The following is a 16303-nucleotide window of genomic DNA, read 5'->3' on the forward strand; positions in this document are numbered from 1 at the left end:
CCGACGCGCGAACTCGGCGCTTCCGGCGGTCCCGGATCGGCGCTTCGCTTGTCCGGGATGACAGCTTTTTTCGCGGCGAGTCCATATGCGATGGCCCTGCCCGCACCCAGCGACACCTGAAGGTATCTCGAACCGCGCGTTTCGCCGCGATACCGAAACATTGTTCCGATCCTGACAGCCGAGCTTATCGGGGTCGATACGTCCGGGTCATGCGGCGGCCATGGCCAAGATCTAGCGAAAGGGGACACGCATTACAGGTCGTTCATGTCCCGCCATCTCCTCACCACGGCCGCCCTGGCCCCGTTGCTGCTGTACGCCGGCGGGGTCCGCGCCGAGACCCAGGTCACCAGCAGCTCGCGGACGACGCCGATCGCCACCTCCACGGCCAACGCCGGCGCCGCCGACGATGTGAAGATCACCGCCGACGGGGCGATCAAGCCGACCGCCTCGGGCGCCATCGCCACCGTCGACAGCGACAACACCCTGACCAACAACGGCGTGCTGTCGACCAACAACGTTTCCGATTCCATCGGCATGCTGGTGCTGGGCGGCCATACGGGGACGGTGCTCAACAGCGCGACCATCAGCCTGGTCGAGGACTACGACTACACCGACGACGACAGCGACGGCGACTATGACGGCCTGTTCGCCAAGGGGTCGGGGCGCTACGGCGTCCGGCTGACCGGCAGCAGCCCGTTCGTCGGCGCGATCACCAACGACTCGACGGGCTCGATCAGCATCGAGGGCAACGACTCGGCCGGCGTCAGCCTCGAGGCCGCCCTGACCGGCTCCCTGCTCAACGCCGGCACGATCAGCGTCACCGGCGATCGCGGTTACGGCATCCGCAACACCGGGACCATCAGCGGCGACCTGACCAGCACCGGCTCGGTCAGCGTGCTGGGCGCGGGCAGCGTCGGGGTGGCGGTCGACGGCGACGTCTCGGGGGTCCTCAAGATCCAGGGCTCGGTCTATGCCACCGGCTATCGCGTCACCAGCCGCTACGCCGACCCCGACGACGAGGCGCTGCTCGACGCCGACGACCTGCTGCAGGGCGGCGGCGGGGTGCGGGTCACCGCCGACGTCGGCGGCGGCGTGCTGCTGGACGCCCCGCCCACCGACACCAACGACGACACCAGCGACGACGAGGACGGCGACGGCGTCACCGACAGCAGCGAGGGCACGGCCTCGATCACCGCCTACGGCTCGGCCCCGGCCCTGCTGATCGGCTCGGACAGCCGCGCGGTGACGGTGGGCGCGGTGGGGACCGGCGACGACGCCTACGGCCTGCTCATCAAGGGTTCGGTGACCGCCGCCGGCGTCCACGACGGGATCACCGCCACCGGCGTGCAGCTGGGCGGGGCGACGGGGCAGTCGACCCTGATCACCGGCGGCGTGCGGCTGGACGGGTCGATCTCGGCCAGCGCCTACGAGGCCGACGCGGTCGGCCTGAAGCTCAACGCCGGCGCCGTGGCCGACACGCTGTGGAACAAGGGCTCGCTGGCCGCCTCGGTCACCGGCGACACCGCCGTGACCGCCACCGCCCTGAACATCGCGGCCGGCGCCAGCATGGCCAGCGTGACCAACGCCGGGATGATCAGCGCCACCGTCGCCGGCGAAGGCGGCTCGGCCTACGCCATCGTCGATCAGTCGGGCGGGCTGAAGACCATCACCAACACCGGCACGATCGCCGCCTATGTCTATGCCACCGACGACGAATACGACACCGACGACAGCGACACCGACGCCGCCAACGAGGTGGTCAAGGGCGTCGCTGTCGCCATCGACCTCAGCCGGAACACCACCGGGGTGACGATCGTCCAGTCCGGGGTCAATGACGGCGACGACGGCGACGACGGGGTGGCCGACACCGATACCGACGGCGACGGCGTGGACGACGCCGACGAGCCGCTGATCCGCGGCAGGGTGCTGCTCGGTTCGGGCGACGACAGCCTGTCGATCCTCAACGGCGGGGTGATCGGCGACGTGGCGTTCGGCGACGGCGCCGACAAGCTGACCATCGACGGCACGGGCTACATGATCGGCGCCCTGACCGACAGCGACGGCAAGCTCGACGTCACCATCGGCAACGGCAAGCTCTACCTGACCAACGCCGAGACCATCAAGGCCACCAGCCTGACGCTCGGCGCCGACAGCACCCTGGTCTTCACCGCCGATCCGGCGGCCGGGACCCAGACCAAGCTGGTGGTCGACACCGCCACCATCGCCTCGGGCGCCACCCTGGGCCTGAACCTGACCAGCCTGCTGACCACCCCGACCACCTACACGGTGATCGAGGCCGGCAGCCTGACCGCCGGGACCATCGACCAGGACCTGCTGGGCAACGCGCCCTACCTCTATGTCGCCAAGGGCTATGCCGAGGGCAACAACGTGCTGATCGACGTCCGCCGGCGCACGGCGACCGAGGCCGCGATGTCGCGCAGCCAGACCAGCGCCTATGACGCGGTGTTCGCGGCCCTGTCGAACAACACCGACATCGCCGGCGCCTTCCTGGGCCAGAACACCCGCGACGGCTTCTTCAACCTCTACGACCAGATGCTGCCCAGCCAGGGCGAGGGCCTGTTCGCGGCGCTGCAGACCGTGCAGCAGCAGATCTCGGCGGCGACCGCCGTGCGTCCCGACGGCGCCGAACGCTACGGCCCCGACAGCGCCTGGGTGCAGGAGATCAACGCCCTGATCCGCCGCGACGACGGCGACACCCAGGGCTCCGACACCCAGGCCCTGGGCGTGGTGGCCGGCTACGAGGCCATGGGCGACGCCGGCGGCGCGCTGGGCGTCACCCTCGCGGCGGTCAGTCTCGAGGAACACGACACGGTGGCCAAGCTGGGCGAGAAGACCACGGCCTCGATCCTCCAGGCCGGCCTCTACTGGCGCCGGGCGCTCGGCGGCTGGCGCTTCAACCTCGGCGGCGGCCTGGGCTACAGCCGTTTCAACGGCGACCGCGCCTTCCTCGCGGGGGACACCGACGGCGACGGCGTCGCCCAGGCGTCCATCACCAACACCGCCGCCTGGAACGGCATGGTCGCCAACGCCTTCGCCGGCCTCGCCTACGAGGCCAGGCTGGGCCGGGCCTATCTGCGTCCCGAAGGCCGGCTGGACTATGTCTGGCTGTGGGAGGGCGAGCGCAAGGAGCACGGCGGCGGCGCGGGCTTCGACCTGACCGTGGCGTCGCGCAACGCCAGCAACCTCAGCGGCGACCTGGGCCTGGTGCTGGGCACGCAGTACGGAACCGACGTCTGGGTGCGGCCCGAGGTGCGGGTCGGCTACCGCCAGACCCTGGCCGGGGCGATGGGCGACACCATCGCCAGCTTCGCCGGCGGCGCGCCGTTCACCCTGGCCTCCAGCGCCGACAAGCAGGGCGCGGTCACCCTGAACCTCGCCCTGCGCACCGGCACCGCCCTGTCCTATTTCGCCGTCGAGGGCGGGGTCGAGGCGTCGCGCAAGCAGACCAAGTACTCCGCCCGGCTGGTCGGACGGGCGATGTTCTAGACCCGTGGAAAAGCGCATCCTCATCCTCGACGGCGACGCGGCCGTCCGCCAGCAGATCGGGACCCTGCTGACGGGCTACGGCCTGAACGCGATCGAAGCCGGCAGCGCCCGCGAGATGGAGCACATCCTGCGCGAGACCCAGGTCAGCCTGGTGATGCTGGACATGCTGCTGCCCGACGCCTCGGGCCTGTCGGTCTGCGCCCGGCTGCTGGCCCTGCCCTCGCCGCCGGCGATCATGGTGGTGTCCGACGCCGGCGACGAGTGCGACGTGGTGGTCGGCCTGGAGATCGGCGCCGACGACTATGTGGTCAAGCCGTTCCGGCCGCGCGAACTGCTGGCCCGGGTGAAGGCGGTGCTGCGCCGGAGCGAGGAGGCCAGGGTCGACACCCCGGCGGCGAAGGCGTCGGTCGCCTACCGTTTCGACGGCTGGCGCTTCAACGCCGCGACCCAGGAGCTGTTCGACCCCCGCGGCGTGGCCGTCACCCTGTCGACCGCCGAATTCCTGGTGCTGTGGGCCCTGGTGGCGCGGCCCAACGAGGTGCTGACCCGCGACCAGCTGCGCCAGGGGCCGCCCGACGCCTATTTCCGGTCCGCGCCGCAGCAGGTGAACGTCGCGATCAGCCGCCTGCGCGGCAAGCTCGACCGGGCCGGCGGCGGACAGATGATCCGCACCGTCCGCCATGTCGGCTACATCTTCGCGGCGCGGGTGGATCGGGTGCAGGCGGATTAGGGCGGCGGATTTCGCAGCGCGGTTTCCAGGCCGGCCTGTGGACTACGGCCTACCGCCGCGACGAGCGCCCTGAGGCGCCCGTCGCGGCGTCGCGGGCTAGAGGATGAAGTCGGTCGTGGCGAGCGAACTGACGCCGTTGATGAGGAGGTGGAAGTCGGCGAGGCCGTCTCCGTTCACGTCTCCCTGCACCGTGCAGACCCCTCCCGAGACGTCATAGCGGAGTTGGCCCGAAACGCCGCTGAAGGCCGAGGTCCCGATGAGGGTGAAGGCCTGGTCGTCGTTCACGTTGGTCCGGGCGTCGATCGTAGAAAGATCGATCTTGTCCGTGCCACCGGCGAAATCGATGATCGTATCGAAGTCGATCTCCGCCACCGCGTTGAAGTCGAAGACGTCGGCGCCGCCTCCGCCGGTCATCTGGTCACGGCCCATACCGCCGATGATGCGGTCGGCCCCGGACGATCCCACGAAGATGTCGTTGCCGGCCTTCAGGTCGATGAAGGTGATCCCCGAGACCGCGATCGCCGAAAGGTCGAAATTGTCGGCGTTGTCGGTGAAGGCCAGGCCGGCGTGGCTGAGACCGCTGGCGGTCTCGACCGTGATGGCCTCGATGCTGGTCATCGAGCTGACGCCGATGATCGCATACTCCGTGGCGGCGACCAGGGTGTCGTAGCCGGCGCCGCCGTCGACCGCGTCGGTTCCCTCGCTTTGGTAGAAGCTGATCTTGTCGTTGCCGCCCTCGCCGTAAATGGTGTCGTTGCCGCCGGCCCCGAACAGGGTGTCGGCGCCTTGAGAGCCGTAGATGGTGTCGTCGCCGACGCCGCCGTTGATCCATCGGATCTGGCTGAGGACGATGTTGCGCATGTCGATCACGTCGGCGTTCGCCGTGCCGACGATCTGCGTGTCGGACAGGTTGTTGCCCTGGATCTCCTCGATCCCCTGGAAGCTGCTGAAGAGGATCTGCGCGGTGGTCTCGACCGCCACCAGCTTGTCGTAGCCGTTTCCGCCCCGGATGTCGTCCAGGCCCGGGATGAAGCCGATCTGGATGATGTCGTTGCCGTCCCCCGTGTCGATGAAGTCGGCGCCGGTCCCCCCGGCGACGATGTCCGCCCCCGCGGTCCCGTAGAAGGTGTCGTCGCCGCTGTTCAGGTTGATGACGCTGAAGGTCCCCGTGACGACGACGGAACGCAGGTCGATCGTGTCGGCGAGGGTGGAGCTGACGAGGCTGACGTTGCTGAAGCCGCCGGTGGAGATTTCCTCGATGCCGGTCATCGACGCCAGTTCGATGGTGGTTCCGTTGGCGTTGGCCAGCAACTTGTCCCAGCCGGCCCCGCCATCGACGGTGTCGAAGCGCAGCTGGGGATCGGTGACCCCGTAAAGGAAGGTGTCGTCGCCCAGCCCGCCCTTGAGATTGTCCGCGCCGGGGCCGCCGTAGATCACGTCCGCGCCCTGGCTGCCGATGATGGTGTCGGCCGGGATGCCGCCGGAGATCATCGCGATCCCGCTGAGCTGGATGTTGGTGAAGTCCCAGAAGAGAAGGTTCTGCAGCGCGATGATGACGTTGGAGAAACCGCCCGAGCTGATCTTTTCGATCCCGGTCATCGACGAGAACAAGATGGTCGCGTTGTTCATGCTCGCCCGGATCTCGTCGAAACCGGTTCCGCCGTCGAAGGCGTCGGTGCCGGTGTATTCGCCGATCAACAGGATGTCGTCGCCGCCGCCGCCGATCAGGCTGTCGTTCCCATCGCCGCCGTCGAGGATGTCGTTCCCGTTGCCGCCGCTGAGGGTGTCGGTCCCGGCCTCGCCCTTGATGATGTCATTCCCGCTGGTGCCGGTGATGTTGTCGTTGCCGTCGCCGGCGTTGATGGTGATCGCGCCGGTGCTGGTCATGCCGCCGAAGTTCAGGGTGTCGTTGCCACTGGTCGCGGCGAAGCCAACATTGGTGAAGCCCCCGCTGGAGATGGCCTCGATCCCCGTGATCGAACTAGCGCTGATGATCACGTTGTTGGCGGCGAACTTGAGGGTGTCGGTCCCGGCGCCGCCATTGAAGCTGTCGACGCCCGCTCCCGCGCCGACCAGGAAGGTGTCGTTGCCGCCGCCTCCGGCCAGGGTGTCGTTTCCAGCTCCGCCGATGATGATGTCGTCGCCGCCGCCGCCGGTCAGGACATCGTCGCCGCCGAGGCCGTCGAGCTGCCAGTCCTGGACGTCCGGCACGGTGAAGGTGTTGGCCGCCGAGGTCCCGGTCCAGTAGCTGTCGATCTCGTCGATCAGGTTGATGACGATGTCGCCCGTGCTGGTCAGCACGCCGTCCGACGCCTGGATGGTGATGGTGTGGCTGGCCTGGGTGTCGTGGTCGAGGGCGCCGGCCACGGTGACCACGCCGGTCGTGGCGTTGATGGCGAAGCGACCGCCGGCGTCGTTGGTCAGGCTGAAGGTCACGGTCCCGCCGTGCGGGTCGGGCGCGGCGACGGTCAGGCCGCCGACCACGGTTCCGACGGTGGCGAGCTCGGACACCAGGTTGGCGGCGCCGTTGGCGTCGGACGGGGCGGCCGGCGCGGCGTTGCTCACATCGATGGTGAAGCTGGCGCTGGCGGCCTCCGCCCCGCTGCTGGCCTGGACGATGATCTGGTGCGAGGTCGCCGCCTCGTAGTTCAGCAGGTTGGCGTTGGCCACGGTGACCACGCCGGTGGAGGCGTTGATGGCGAACCGGCCGCCGGCGTTGTTGAGCAGGCTGTAGACCAGCGGACCGCCGTTGACGTCGGAGGCGCTGATGGCCAGGCCGGCGACCACGGCGCCGTTCGTCGCGCCCTCGGAAATGGTGTTGGCGGCGCCGTCGCTGTCGGTCGGCGAGTCGTTGGCGACGTTGGTCACCGCGATGGTGAAGACCTGGCTGCTGAAGGCGCCCTGGGCGTCCGTGGCGCGCACCGTGATCTGGTGGGAGGCCGCGGTCTCGAAGTTCAGCCGGGTGGCGTCGGCCACGGTGACGACGCCGGTGGCCCCGTCGATGGCGAAACGGCCGCCCGCGTCATCGGAGAGGCTGTAGGTCACCGTTCCCGTCTTCGGCTCCGTCGCCGAGGCCGTGACGCCGACCACGGCGCCGTTGGCGGCGCCCTCCGAGACGGCGTTGGCGGCCGTGTCGGTGTCCGCCGGCGTGGTCGGCGCGGCGTTGACCACGTCGATGGTGAACGTGGTGTCGGCGGCCGAACTCGCGGTCCCGTCGCTGGCGCGCACGGTGATCTGGTGCGAGGCGGCGACGTCGTGGTCGAGCAGGCTGGCGTCGGCCACGGTGACGACGCCGGTCGCGGCGTCGATGGCGAAACGGCCGCCCGCGTCGTCGACCAGGCTGTAGGTGACGCCGCCGCCGTTCGGATCCGCGGCGCCGATCGTCAGGCCGGCCACGACCGCGCCGTTGGCGGCGTCCTCGGACACCGTGTTGGCGGCCGCGTCGGAGTCCGCCGGGGCGGCGGGGGCCGCATTGGTCACGTCGATGGTGAAGCTGGCCGACGAGACGGCCGTCCCATCGCTGACCTGCACGGTGATCTGGTGCGAGGACGCGGTCTCGAAGTTCAGCTTGGACGCGTCGGCGACGGTGACGGCGCCGGTGGTCGGGTCGATGACGAAGCGGCCGCCGGCGTCGTCCAACAGCGACCAGGTCAGGGTCTGGCCGGCGTCCGGATCGATGGCGCCGAGCACGAGGCCGGCGATGGCGGCGCCCGTGACCGCGCCCTCGGCGACGGTGTTGGCGGCGCCGTCGCCGTCGGTCGGCGCGCCGGGGGCGGCGTTGGGCGCGGGCAGGTCGATGACGGTCGAGCCGAACTTCAGATGCTCGATATTGGTCAGGATGTCGGTTCCGTCGGGACCGGTGATGGTCGCCGAGACGTTGTCGCCGCTCCAGACATAGTCGCCCGCCGCGCCGGAGAAGACCGCGGTGTCGTCGCCGTTCCCACCGTCGAGGATGTCGTCCCCAGCGCCGCCGTCGAGGAGGTCATTGTCGTCCTGGCCGTTCAGGGTGTCGGCGTCGAGGCCGCCGGCCAGGTCGTCGTCGCCCGCGCCGCCATTGACCAGATCGGCATTGTCGGGCGCGCCTTCGTCGCCAGCATAGATGTCGTCACCGGAGCCGAGATTCTTCACGTACATGACTGCACTCCAACACCGAAAGCGTCACGCCCCGGTTGTGTGGCTTGAGGTTGCATACGGGCCGGAGATTGCCTAGGGCGTAGCCGCCCGGTTCCGGAAAACGCCTGTGGAAATAGGCCGCGCCGACTGCCCCGGTCGCGCGCCCGCCCCCTACAGATACTTCGTCAGGCTCAGCGACGAGAGCGTGCTGATCATCGAGAACAGCGCCTCCAGCTGGGTCTGGTACTGGGTGGTCAGGACGGCCGCCTGGGTCAGGTCGGCGTCCTTCAGGGTCGAGACCAGGCTGTCGATGGCGTCGATCCTGGCGGTGTTGTGGGCGGTCGTCGCCTCCAGGGACGCGGCCTGGATGGCGACCGTCTCCTGCAGGGTCCCGACGCCGGTCAGGGCGGTTCCGGCCAGGCCATAGGCCGAGGCGATCGCGCTGGCGTCGGCGGGGTTGGCGGCGACGGTGGCGATGGCCCGCGCCAGTTGTTCGAAGGCCGAGGCGTCGGCGCGAACCGACAACCCCAGCTTCTGGCCCTCGGAGCTGGCATAGGTCCGGCCGGCCGCCGCGCCCTGGTAGTAGGTGGTGTCGGCCCCTGCCGAGGGCGCATAGCCGGCGGCCGTGAAGTCGACCGGCGCGACGTCGGTCGACTGGCCGGAGAACAGGTAGGCGTCGCCCTGCCGGCTGTTGAGCAGGGCCTGCAGGTCGGTCAGCCAGTCGGCCGCGTATTGGCCGGTGGTGGCGGCGTCGAGGGTCGAGCTGCTCATCATCGAGGCCAGCTGGGTCTTGATGGTGGTCGCCAGGTCGGCGATCTCACCCACCGCCGAGTAGGAGGCCTGGACATAGGCCGCCGCGGAGGTCGCGGCCGTGTTGTCGGCGGCCAGGCGGGCGCTCTGGTTGGACAGGGTCAGCACGCTGGCGGTGCTGGTCGCCATGCCGCCATAGGTCTGGGATTTGACGCCCGAGGCGGTCTGGGCCTGCTGGTCGGCCAACCGGGCCTGGACCTTGAGGCTGGCGGCCAGCATGGCCCCGCCATGGGCGAAGCTGGAGATGCGGCTGATCATCAGTTCACCATGCTGACCAGGGCGTCGAACAGGTCGCGGACCATCGAGATCAGCTGGGCGTTGGCCGTGTACTGGCTCTGGTACTGGGTCAGCAGGGCCAGCTCTTCGTCGATGTTCACGGCCGTCAGGTTCTGCAGGCGCGAGGTCGCTGCGTCGCTGGCGGCGGTCGAGGTCGCGCTCTGGCCGGCGGCGTCGGCGATCATCGTGGCCGCGCCGGCCACGAAGCTCGACGCATAGGACGACAGGCTGGTGGTCCTGGCCCCCTGCCCGCCGGTCGCGGCGAAGCCGACCCTGGCGGTTAACAGGCTCGACAGGGCGCCGGCCACCGTGCTGTCGCCGGTCGACAGCGCCCGGTCGCCGGCCGCCAGGGTCCCGGTCGCCGGCAATGCCGCCGTGACCAGGCCGCCGGGGTCTCCCGCCAGGCCGGACGCCACGCCGATGTCGGCGGCGCTGCTTCCCGAGAACAGGTCGTTGAAGCCGAAATAGGCCGAGACACCCGCGCCCGTGCTTCCCACCCCCGCGCCGAGATCGGCCAGGGCCACGCCGTTGGCGCCGTTGGTCGCGGTCACCGACAGCTTGCCGTCGGCCCCGATGCTGGCCGACAGGCCGCCGACGCCGTTCAGGGCGGTGACCAGGTCGCCGACGGTGGACAGGGTCGAAAGGTCCAGGTCCTGGGCCCCGACCACCGTCCCACCGGAATCCACGACCGCCACCCGCAGGCTGCCCGTCGCGGCGAAGGCGTCCGTCGCGCTGACTGCGCCGGCGCTGGTCAGGGTGGTCGGGGCGGGCACGGCGGAACCGGCGTTGGTCACCGCGTTGACCTGGGTGATCAGGGTCGCGGCCAGGGCGTCCAGCTTGTCCTGCTCGCCGGGCAGGGTGGTGTCGCGCAGGGTGACCAGCGCGCCCAGCTCGCCGTCGCCCAGGCTGGCGGTGACGTCCTTGCCGTTCAGGGTGATCCCGGCGATCCCGCCCGGATAGGTCGCCCCGGCCCCCAGCTGGCTGGACGCGGCATAGCTCAGCGTCGCCGCCGTCGTGCCCAGCAGTGGGTCGCCGCCGGTGGCGTAGACCCGCAGCTGGTTGTCGGACGTGACATAACTGCTGACCCCGATCAGGCCCGACAGCGTCGCCAGCTGGGCGTCGCGCTGGTCCTCCAGGGTGGTGACGTCGCCGCCCTGGGCGGTGACGGTGGCGATCTGGTCGTTGAGCGAGGCCAGGGCCTTGAGCGACTGGTTGACGCCGCCCACCGTGGTCTCGATCTGGCTGCTCGCCTGGGTGCGCAGGGCCTGGACCTCGTCCGACAGGCCCTTGATCCCCTGGGCCAGGGCCGAGGCGTCCGAGACCAGCTGGGCCTTGCTGGTGTCGTCGGCGCTGGAGGCCAGGGCCGACAGCGCGGTGGCGAAGGCCGACATCAGGCTGGAGATGTCGTCGCCGCCGTCGGTCGAGCCCAGGGCGGCGTCGTAGGACTGCAGGTAGCCGTCGATCACCGCGTCGTGGCCGGCGGCGGCGGCGGTCTTCAGCACGGTCTTGCTCAGGAAGGCGTCGGCGGCCCTCTGCACGACGGTGTCCGACACCGCCACCGTCGCGGTGGTCGGCGCGGCGGTGACGGTCTTGCGCGTGTAGGTCAGGTCGTCGGCGTTGGCGACATTGGTGTTGGCGACCGCGATCCGGACCTGCGAGGCCGTCAGGGCCGAACCCGCTGCGCCGAGGATCGAGGACAGCGACATGGCGGTCAGCCCCTCCTTGGTCTGTAGCTGGCATGGGCCGACAGGCCGCGATTGACCGCCGCGATCCGCGCCCGGGCCTCGCCGATCTCGCCGTCCAGCCGCGACAGCCGCGACGACAGCGCCGCCTGGACGTCGTGCAGGCTGGACAGCAGCAGCAGGCGGTCCTGGTCCGACGCCGCCGCCAGACCCTCGGCCACGCTGAGCGCCAGGGCCCGGGCCTCCTCGACGGTGGCGACCAGCGGCGCGTCGGCGCCGTGGCGGCGGGAACGTTCGGCGCGCAGCCGCAGGCGTTCGATGGTTCCCATGGCGCTCACCGCATGGCCTGGATCAGGGTGTCGAACATGCCGCTGGTCGTGCTGATCACCTGCGAGGCGGCCGAATAGGCCTGCTGGGCGATGATCATCTTGTTGAACTCGCTGGCGATGTCGGTGGTCGAGCCCTCCAGGGCGCTGGCCACCAGCGTGCCCGAGCTGCCGTCGCCCGGCAGGTTGACGTGGACCTGGCCGGCGTTGGTGTTCTCGTCATAGACCGTGCCCGAGATGTGGGTCAGGCCGCCCGGGTTACTGAAGGTGGCGACCGGGATCTGGTAGATCGCCAGGCTGACCCCGTTGTCGAAATTGGCGGTGACCAGGCCCTGGGCGTCGATGGTGATCCCGGCCAGCTCGCCGTAGTTGGCGCCGTCCTGCTCGAAGGTCGGGGTGATCGACAGGGTCGAGGAGGTCGAGGCGAACTGGGTCAGGCCGTCGGTGCCGCCGGCCGCGCCGAGGTCCAGGGTGATGGCGCTGGTCGCCGCCCCGGTCGAGAAGCCGGTGACGCCGATCGCCACCGGCGAGGGGTTGGTCGAGGCCAGGCTGCCGTCGGTGTTGAAGGTGACGTTGACGCTGGAGGGCGAGATGACCCCTGAGGTCGTCGTGGTGTCCGAGGTCAGGGTCGGGTTGGCCAGGGCCAGCGACCAGCTGTTGTCGGCGGTCTTGGTCCAGGTCTGGCCGACCGTGTGGCTGACGCCCAGCGAGTCGATGATCTCCATGCTGGTGGTGAAGGCCTGGCCGATCGTGGCGTCGGCGGGCAGGTTGGCGGCCATGCCGACATTCGCTGTCGCCTTGGCCGTGCCGCCGATCGAGTCGAGATTGATGGTCTCCAGGCTCGACAGGTCGCTGCTGTTGGAGGCCAGGACATTGCCGTCGGCGTCGGTCGGCAGGCCCTTGAGGTAGTAGCCCTCGCTGTTGACCAGGTAGCCGTCGGCGTCGGTCGAGAAGCTGCCGTTGCGGCTGTAGGCCAGGTCGGTGGCCGCGTCGTCCGGATGGGCGGCGACCACGAAGAAGCCCGCGCCGTCGATGGCGACATTGGTCGAGGTCGCGGTGGTCGAGATCACCCCGCCGACGCTGAGCGCCTGATTGGTCTTGGCGATCACCGAGCTGGTCGACTTGGCCGAGCCCATGGCCCCGCTGACCAGCGACTGGAAGTCGACCTCCTTGGTCTTGTAGGCGGTGGTGGCCGAGTTGGCGATGTTCTCGGAGATGGCCGACAGGGCCAGGCTCTGGGCGGTCAGGCCCGACACCGCGGTGGAAAGCGCCGAGGAAAGGCTCATGGCGCGGCCCTATTCCGAGGCCGAGGCGAGCATCTGGACCTGGGTCAGCAGCGACGACAGGCTGTCCGACATCGTCGTCAGCGTGTCGTTCATGTTGATCTGCTGCTCGAGGCCCGAATAGGTCGCCAGCTGGTTGGTGAACTCGGTCGGGTCCTGCGGATCGAGCGGGTTCTGGTTCTGCAGCTGGGTCATCAGCAGCTGGAGAAAGTCGGTCGTGCCCAGGGCCAGCGTGCCGGTCGACGACGATGTGGCGGTCGTCGCGGCGCTGGTGGTCGCGCTCTGGGCGGACGTGATGGCGGTCATTGGAAAACCCTCCGGTGACGCCGAGCGGCGCCGATCGGAGGGTTCAACGGAGGCGGGGCGGCGGATGGGGCGGTGTTTTTTGCGCCGTGCGCCCGCCGAAAAAACACCGCCCCATCCGGCGGGCGCCCCTCGTTCAACGCTCGAAGCCTGGCCGCGCAGAACGGCGGGAGGCTTCCCGCTCCGGGCGTTCCGGCAGCGGCCTCAAGCAGAGAGCCGGATTAGAAAATGCCTGTCATCTCAACCAACACAGCGGCCAACACCGCCCTGCGCTACCTGAACAACAACTCAGCGGCGCAGAGCGAATCCCTGGCCAAGCTGTCGAGCGGCTCGCGGATCGTGAGCGCCAAGGACGACGCGTCCGGCCTGGCCATCGCGACGTCCATGAACGCTGACATCACCGTACTCAACCAAGCCGCCACCAACGTCACCAGCGGCACGTCGGTGCTCAACACCGCCGATGGCGCCCTGTCCAACATCGCCGACATCCTGCAACGGATGAAGTCGCTGACGGCCCAGGCGCAGTCGGGCAGCTCCAGCACCGACGACCTCAGCTACATCGACGCCGAGTACCAGCAGCTGCTGGGGGAAATCGACGACATCGCCACGACCACCGCCTTCAACGGCGTGGCCCTGTTGGACGGGACCAGCGCCTATTCCACGGGCGTCGACTTCCTGGTCGGCACCGCCAGCACCGACACCATCACGGTGACGATGGGCGGCGCCGACACGACGACCCTGGCGCTGAACGGCACCGCGATCACCGACGCCACATCGGCGGCGACCAACATGGACCTCATCGACACCGCGATCACCACGATCTCGGCGGCGCGGGCCAATGCGGGCGCCACCCTGTCGCGCTTCGAGTATCGCGGCGACGTGATCTCGACCTCGCTGGAGAACCTGCAATCGGCGAAGTCGGCGATCTCCGACGTCGACATCGCCGCCGAGCAGACCAACTTCACCAACGCCCAGACCCTGACCAGCGCAGCGATCGCCGCCCTCGGGCAAGCGAACTCGATGAGCCAGTCGCTTCTGAAGTTGCTGCAGTAGTCGGCTCATCGGCGGACGGCGCCGCGCCCGCGCCGCCGCGCGTCGCTCTGGGCGGGAGGGCCCTTGCGTCCTCCCGCCGCCTTTTCCGGCGATCCCCCGAAGGCCTGCCATGACCACCACCAGCGCCGTCTCGACCTCCGGCTCGACCAGCCATGTGACCGGCACGATCTCGGGCCTCGACACCGACGCCCTGATCGAGGCGGCGGTGGCGCAGAAGACCGCCCGCGCCGACACCATCGACGTCAAGGTCACCGCCAACCAGGCCAAGGTCGCGGCCTACCAGACCCTGCAGACCCTGCTGCAGGCGGTGTCGGACTCGATGTCCAGCCTGGCCGCGGCGGCCTACAGCTCGGTCTCGACCACCACCAACGCCTTCGACGAGAAACAGGCCTACCTGACCGCCTCGGACGGCAGCGACGCCACCGACATCCTCGCCATCAGCGCCGACAGCGACGCCATCGCCGCCGCCTACGACATCTCGGTCACCCAGCTGGCCAAGGCGATGAAGGTCGCCTCCGCCGCCCAGGGCGCGACCGCCGCCCTGGGGCTGGACGGGGTGATGTCGCTGAGCGCGAGCGGCGGGACGGCGGTCGAGATCACCGTCACCGCCGACATGACGCTGGGCGGCCTGGCCTCGGCCATCAACGCCCAGGCCACCGCCAGCGGGGTCACCGCCACGGTGATCACCGGCGCCGCCGGGGCCCAACTGGTGCTGTCGACCAGCGGCGCCAACCAACAGGTCACCCTGTCGACCGTGTCCGGCGACGACATCGGCCTGGGCGTCGGCCTGACGGACGCCGGCGGGGCCTTCGCCTCGGTGCTGCAGGCCGCCCAGCCGTCGATCGTGGTCATCGACGGCCTGACCGTGCAGGGCGACAGCAACGAGCTGACCGACGTCGTGCCCGGCCTGTCGATCTCGCTGCTGCAAGCCACGACCGCCGGCCAGAGCGTCACCCTCGACATCGAGGCCAACTACGACGACATCAAGACCTCGATCACCGACTTCGTCAGCGCCTACAACGCTCTGCGCGCCTTCGTGACCACCAACCAGACGGTGGGGTCGGACGGCGCGGTGGCCGACGACGCGGTGCTGTTCGCCGACAGCATCCTGCGCGACGCCGGACGCCAGCTGAACGCGGTGCTGTCGGGCGCGCCCAGCTCGGCCGGCGACGAGGTGGCCAACCTCGCCGACCTCGGGATCAGCTTCGACGCCGACAACCAGCTGGTGCTGTCCAGCGAGACCACCCTGGACAACCTGCTGCTGACCGACCTCGCCAGCGTCGCCAGCTTCTTCGAGACCCGCTTCACGGCCGACAACGCCAACCTCAAGCTGCTGAAGAACGCCACCGCCCTGTCGTTCGACTTCGCCCTGGACGTCACCGCCGTCGACGGGACCATCGCCGGCGTGTCGGTGAACGGCGACTCCAGCCTGTTCACGGTCTCCGGCAGCCTGATCACGGGCGCCAAGGGCACGATCTACGAGGGATTGTCCTTCGCCCTGGCCTCGGCGACCAGCGGGACGATCGCGGTGAAGATCGACCAGGGCTTCGCCAACAGGATCACCAGCCTGCTGAACGGTTTCGCCAACACCACCAGCGGCGTGATCCAGACCCAGATCGCCAGCCTGGAGGACATCGACGCGTCGCTGACCACCAAGGCCGACGAGATCCGCGGCGACGCCGAGGACTACCGGGCCCGCCTGGTCGCCAGGTACGCGGCCATGGAGACCGAGCTCTACGCCGCCCAGACCCTTCAATCCCAGATCGAGGCCATCCTAGGAGCCAGCAGCGATGACGACAGCTAACAGCCGGGCGCTCGGCGCCTACGCGGCCGCCGGCCGCCTCAACCAGAGCCCGCGCGACGTCCTGGCGGCCGTGCATGAGCAGCTCTACCGGGCGATCGCCTCGGCAAAAACCGCCCACGAGGCCGGAGCGCTGGATCAAATGTGCCGTCACGCGGCGCACGCCACCCAGATCCTGATGGTGCTGTCGACCAGCCTGGATTTCGCGGCCGCCGGTCCCGACGGCGCGATGTTGCGGCGCTTCTACCTTTTCTTGCTGGAGGCGCTGACCGACGCATCCCGCCGAAGCAGCATGTCGCCTTCGTATCAGAAATCTCTTGAATTATTACAACCCTTCTGCAAGTCATTGAGAATGAAATAATGAGAATATGAAAGATTACAGGTAAATATCCGCATGCATTGATGATGTATAAAGTCGA

Annotated in this window: 11 protein-coding genes; 5 read left to right on the plus strand and 6 right to left on the minus strand. The window is 69.3% G+C overall.

Features of this window, described 5'->3' with window-relative positions:
• Nucleotides 1-264: 264 nt before the first annotated feature.
• Together PMI01_RS07040 and PMI01_RS07045 are read left to right on the plus strand one after the other, a co-directional pair.
• On the plus strand, nt 265-3507 hold the full coding sequence (locus PMI01_RS07040; RefSeq protein ID WP_007666142.1) for an autotransporter outer membrane beta-barrel domain-containing protein: 3243 nt from the start codon (nt 265-267) through the stop codon (nt 3505-3507).
• 4 nt (nt 3508-3511) lie between these two features.
• Nucleotides 3512-4237 (plus strand): response regulator, encoded by a 726-nt coding sequence (locus PMI01_RS07045; RefSeq protein WP_007666146.1) that lies wholly within the window; start codon nt 3512-3514, stop codon nt 4235-4237.
• A gap of 96 nt (nt 4238-4333) precedes the next feature.
• Here the strand turns inward: PMI01_RS07045 and PMI01_RS28115 are convergent, their stop codons facing one another.
• From PMI01_RS28115 to PMI01_RS07075, 6 genes are all read right to left on the minus strand, one after another.
• Nucleotides 4334-8371: a beta strand repeat-containing protein gene (locus PMI01_RS28115; RefSeq protein ID WP_007666148.1), complete on the minus strand. Its 4038-nt coding sequence runs from the start codon at nt 8369-8371 to the stop codon at nt 4334-4336.
• Nucleotides 8372-8521: 150 nt separating this feature from the next.
• On the minus strand, nt 8522-9418 hold the full coding sequence (locus tag PMI01_RS07055) for a flagellin (protein WP_007666150.1): 897 nt from the start codon (nt 9416-9418) through the stop codon (nt 8522-8524).
• Nucleotides 9418-11142 (minus strand): flagellar hook-associated protein FlgK, encoded by a 1725-nt coding sequence (flgK, locus tag PMI01_RS07060; protein ID WP_007666152.1) that lies wholly within the window; start codon nt 11140-11142, stop codon nt 9418-9420. Before flgK ends, PMI01_RS07055 begins: the two co-directional genes overlap by 1 nt.
• 5 nt (nt 11143-11147) lie before the next feature.
• Nucleotides 11148-11447, minus strand: a complete 300-nt coding sequence (locus PMI01_RS07065; protein WP_007666154.1) for a hypothetical protein — start codon at nt 11445-11447, stop codon at nt 11148-11150.
• Between the two features lie 5 nt (nt 11448-11452).
• On the minus strand, nt 11453-12730 hold the full coding sequence (flgE, locus tag PMI01_RS07070; protein ID WP_007666156.1) for a flagellar hook protein FlgE: 1278 nt from the start codon (nt 12728-12730) through the stop codon (nt 11453-11455).
• Between the two features lie 9 nt (nt 12731-12739).
• Nucleotides 12740-13033 (minus strand): flagellar hook assembly protein FlgD, encoded by a 294-nt coding sequence (locus PMI01_RS07075; protein ID WP_007666157.1) that lies wholly within the window; start codon nt 13031-13033, stop codon nt 12740-12742.
• A gap of 225 nt (nt 13034-13258) precedes the next feature.
• Between PMI01_RS07075 and PMI01_RS07080 the strand changes: the two genes are divergently transcribed.
• From PMI01_RS07080 to PMI01_RS07090, 3 genes are all read left to right on the plus strand, one after another.
• A complete protein-coding gene (locus PMI01_RS07080) occupies nt 13259-14083 on the plus strand; it encodes a flagellin (RefSeq protein ID WP_007666158.1) in 825 nt (274 codons plus the stop codon).
• A 109-nt stretch (nt 14084-14192) separates the two neighbouring features.
• The gene (gene fliD / locus PMI01_RS07085; RefSeq protein ID WP_007666160.1) at nt 14193-15887 is read left to right on the plus strand and encodes a flagellar filament capping protein FliD; all 1695 of its coding nucleotides are present in this window, start codon (nt 14193-14195) and stop codon (nt 15885-15887) included.
• Entirely contained in the window at nt 15874-16245 is a 372-nt protein-coding gene (locus PMI01_RS07090; protein ID WP_007666162.1) for a flagellar protein FliS, read from the plus strand. The genes fliD and PMI01_RS07090 overlap by 14 nt, the downstream gene beginning before the upstream one ends.
• Nucleotides 16246-16303 lie beyond the last annotated feature (58 nt).

The organism is Caulobacter sp. AP07 (assembly GCF_000281955.1).
Classification (GTDB): domain Bacteria; phylum Pseudomonadota; class Alphaproteobacteria; order Caulobacterales; family Caulobacteraceae; genus Caulobacter.

What these genes read in the sequence shown, in the direction of transcription:
- PMI01_RS07040 (WP_007666142.1), top strand. Translation starts at nt 265, where the DNA reads ATGTCCCGCCATCTCCTCACCACGGCCGCCCTGGCCCCGTTGCTGCTG.
- PMI01_RS28115 (WP_007666148.1), bottom strand. Translation starts at nt 8,371, where the DNA reads ATGTACGTGAAGAATCTCGGCTCCGGTGACGACATCTATGCTGGCGAC.
- PMI01_RS07055 (WP_007666150.1), bottom strand. Translation starts at nt 9,418, where the DNA reads ATGATCAGCCGCATCTCCAGCTTCGCCCATGGCGGGGCCATGCTGGCC.
- flgK (WP_007666152.1), bottom strand. Translation starts at nt 11,142, where the DNA reads ATGTCGCTGTCCTCGATCCTCGGCGCAGCGGGTTCGGCCCTGACGGCC.
- PMI01_RS07065 (WP_007666154.1), bottom strand. Translation starts at nt 11,447, where the DNA reads ATGGGAACCATCGAACGCCTGCGGCTGCGCGCCGAACGTTCCCGCCGC.
- flgE (WP_007666156.1), bottom strand. Translation starts at nt 12,730, where the DNA reads ATGAGCCTTTCCTCGGCGCTTTCCACCGCGGTGTCGGGCCTGACCGCC.
- PMI01_RS07075 (WP_007666157.1), bottom strand. Translation starts at nt 13,033, where the DNA reads ATGACCGCCATCACGTCCGCCCAGAGCGCGACCACCAGCGCCGCGACG.
- PMI01_RS07080 (WP_007666158.1), top strand. Translation starts at nt 13,259, where the DNA reads ATGCCTGTCATCTCAACCAACACAGCGGCCAACACCGCCCTGCGCTAC.
- fliD (WP_007666160.1), top strand. Translation starts at nt 14,193, where the DNA reads ATGACCACCACCAGCGCCGTCTCGACCTCCGGCTCGACCAGCCATGTG.
- PMI01_RS07090 (WP_007666162.1), top strand. Translation starts at nt 15,874, where the DNA reads ATGACGACAGCTAACAGCCGGGCGCTCGGCGCCTACGCGGCCGCCGGC.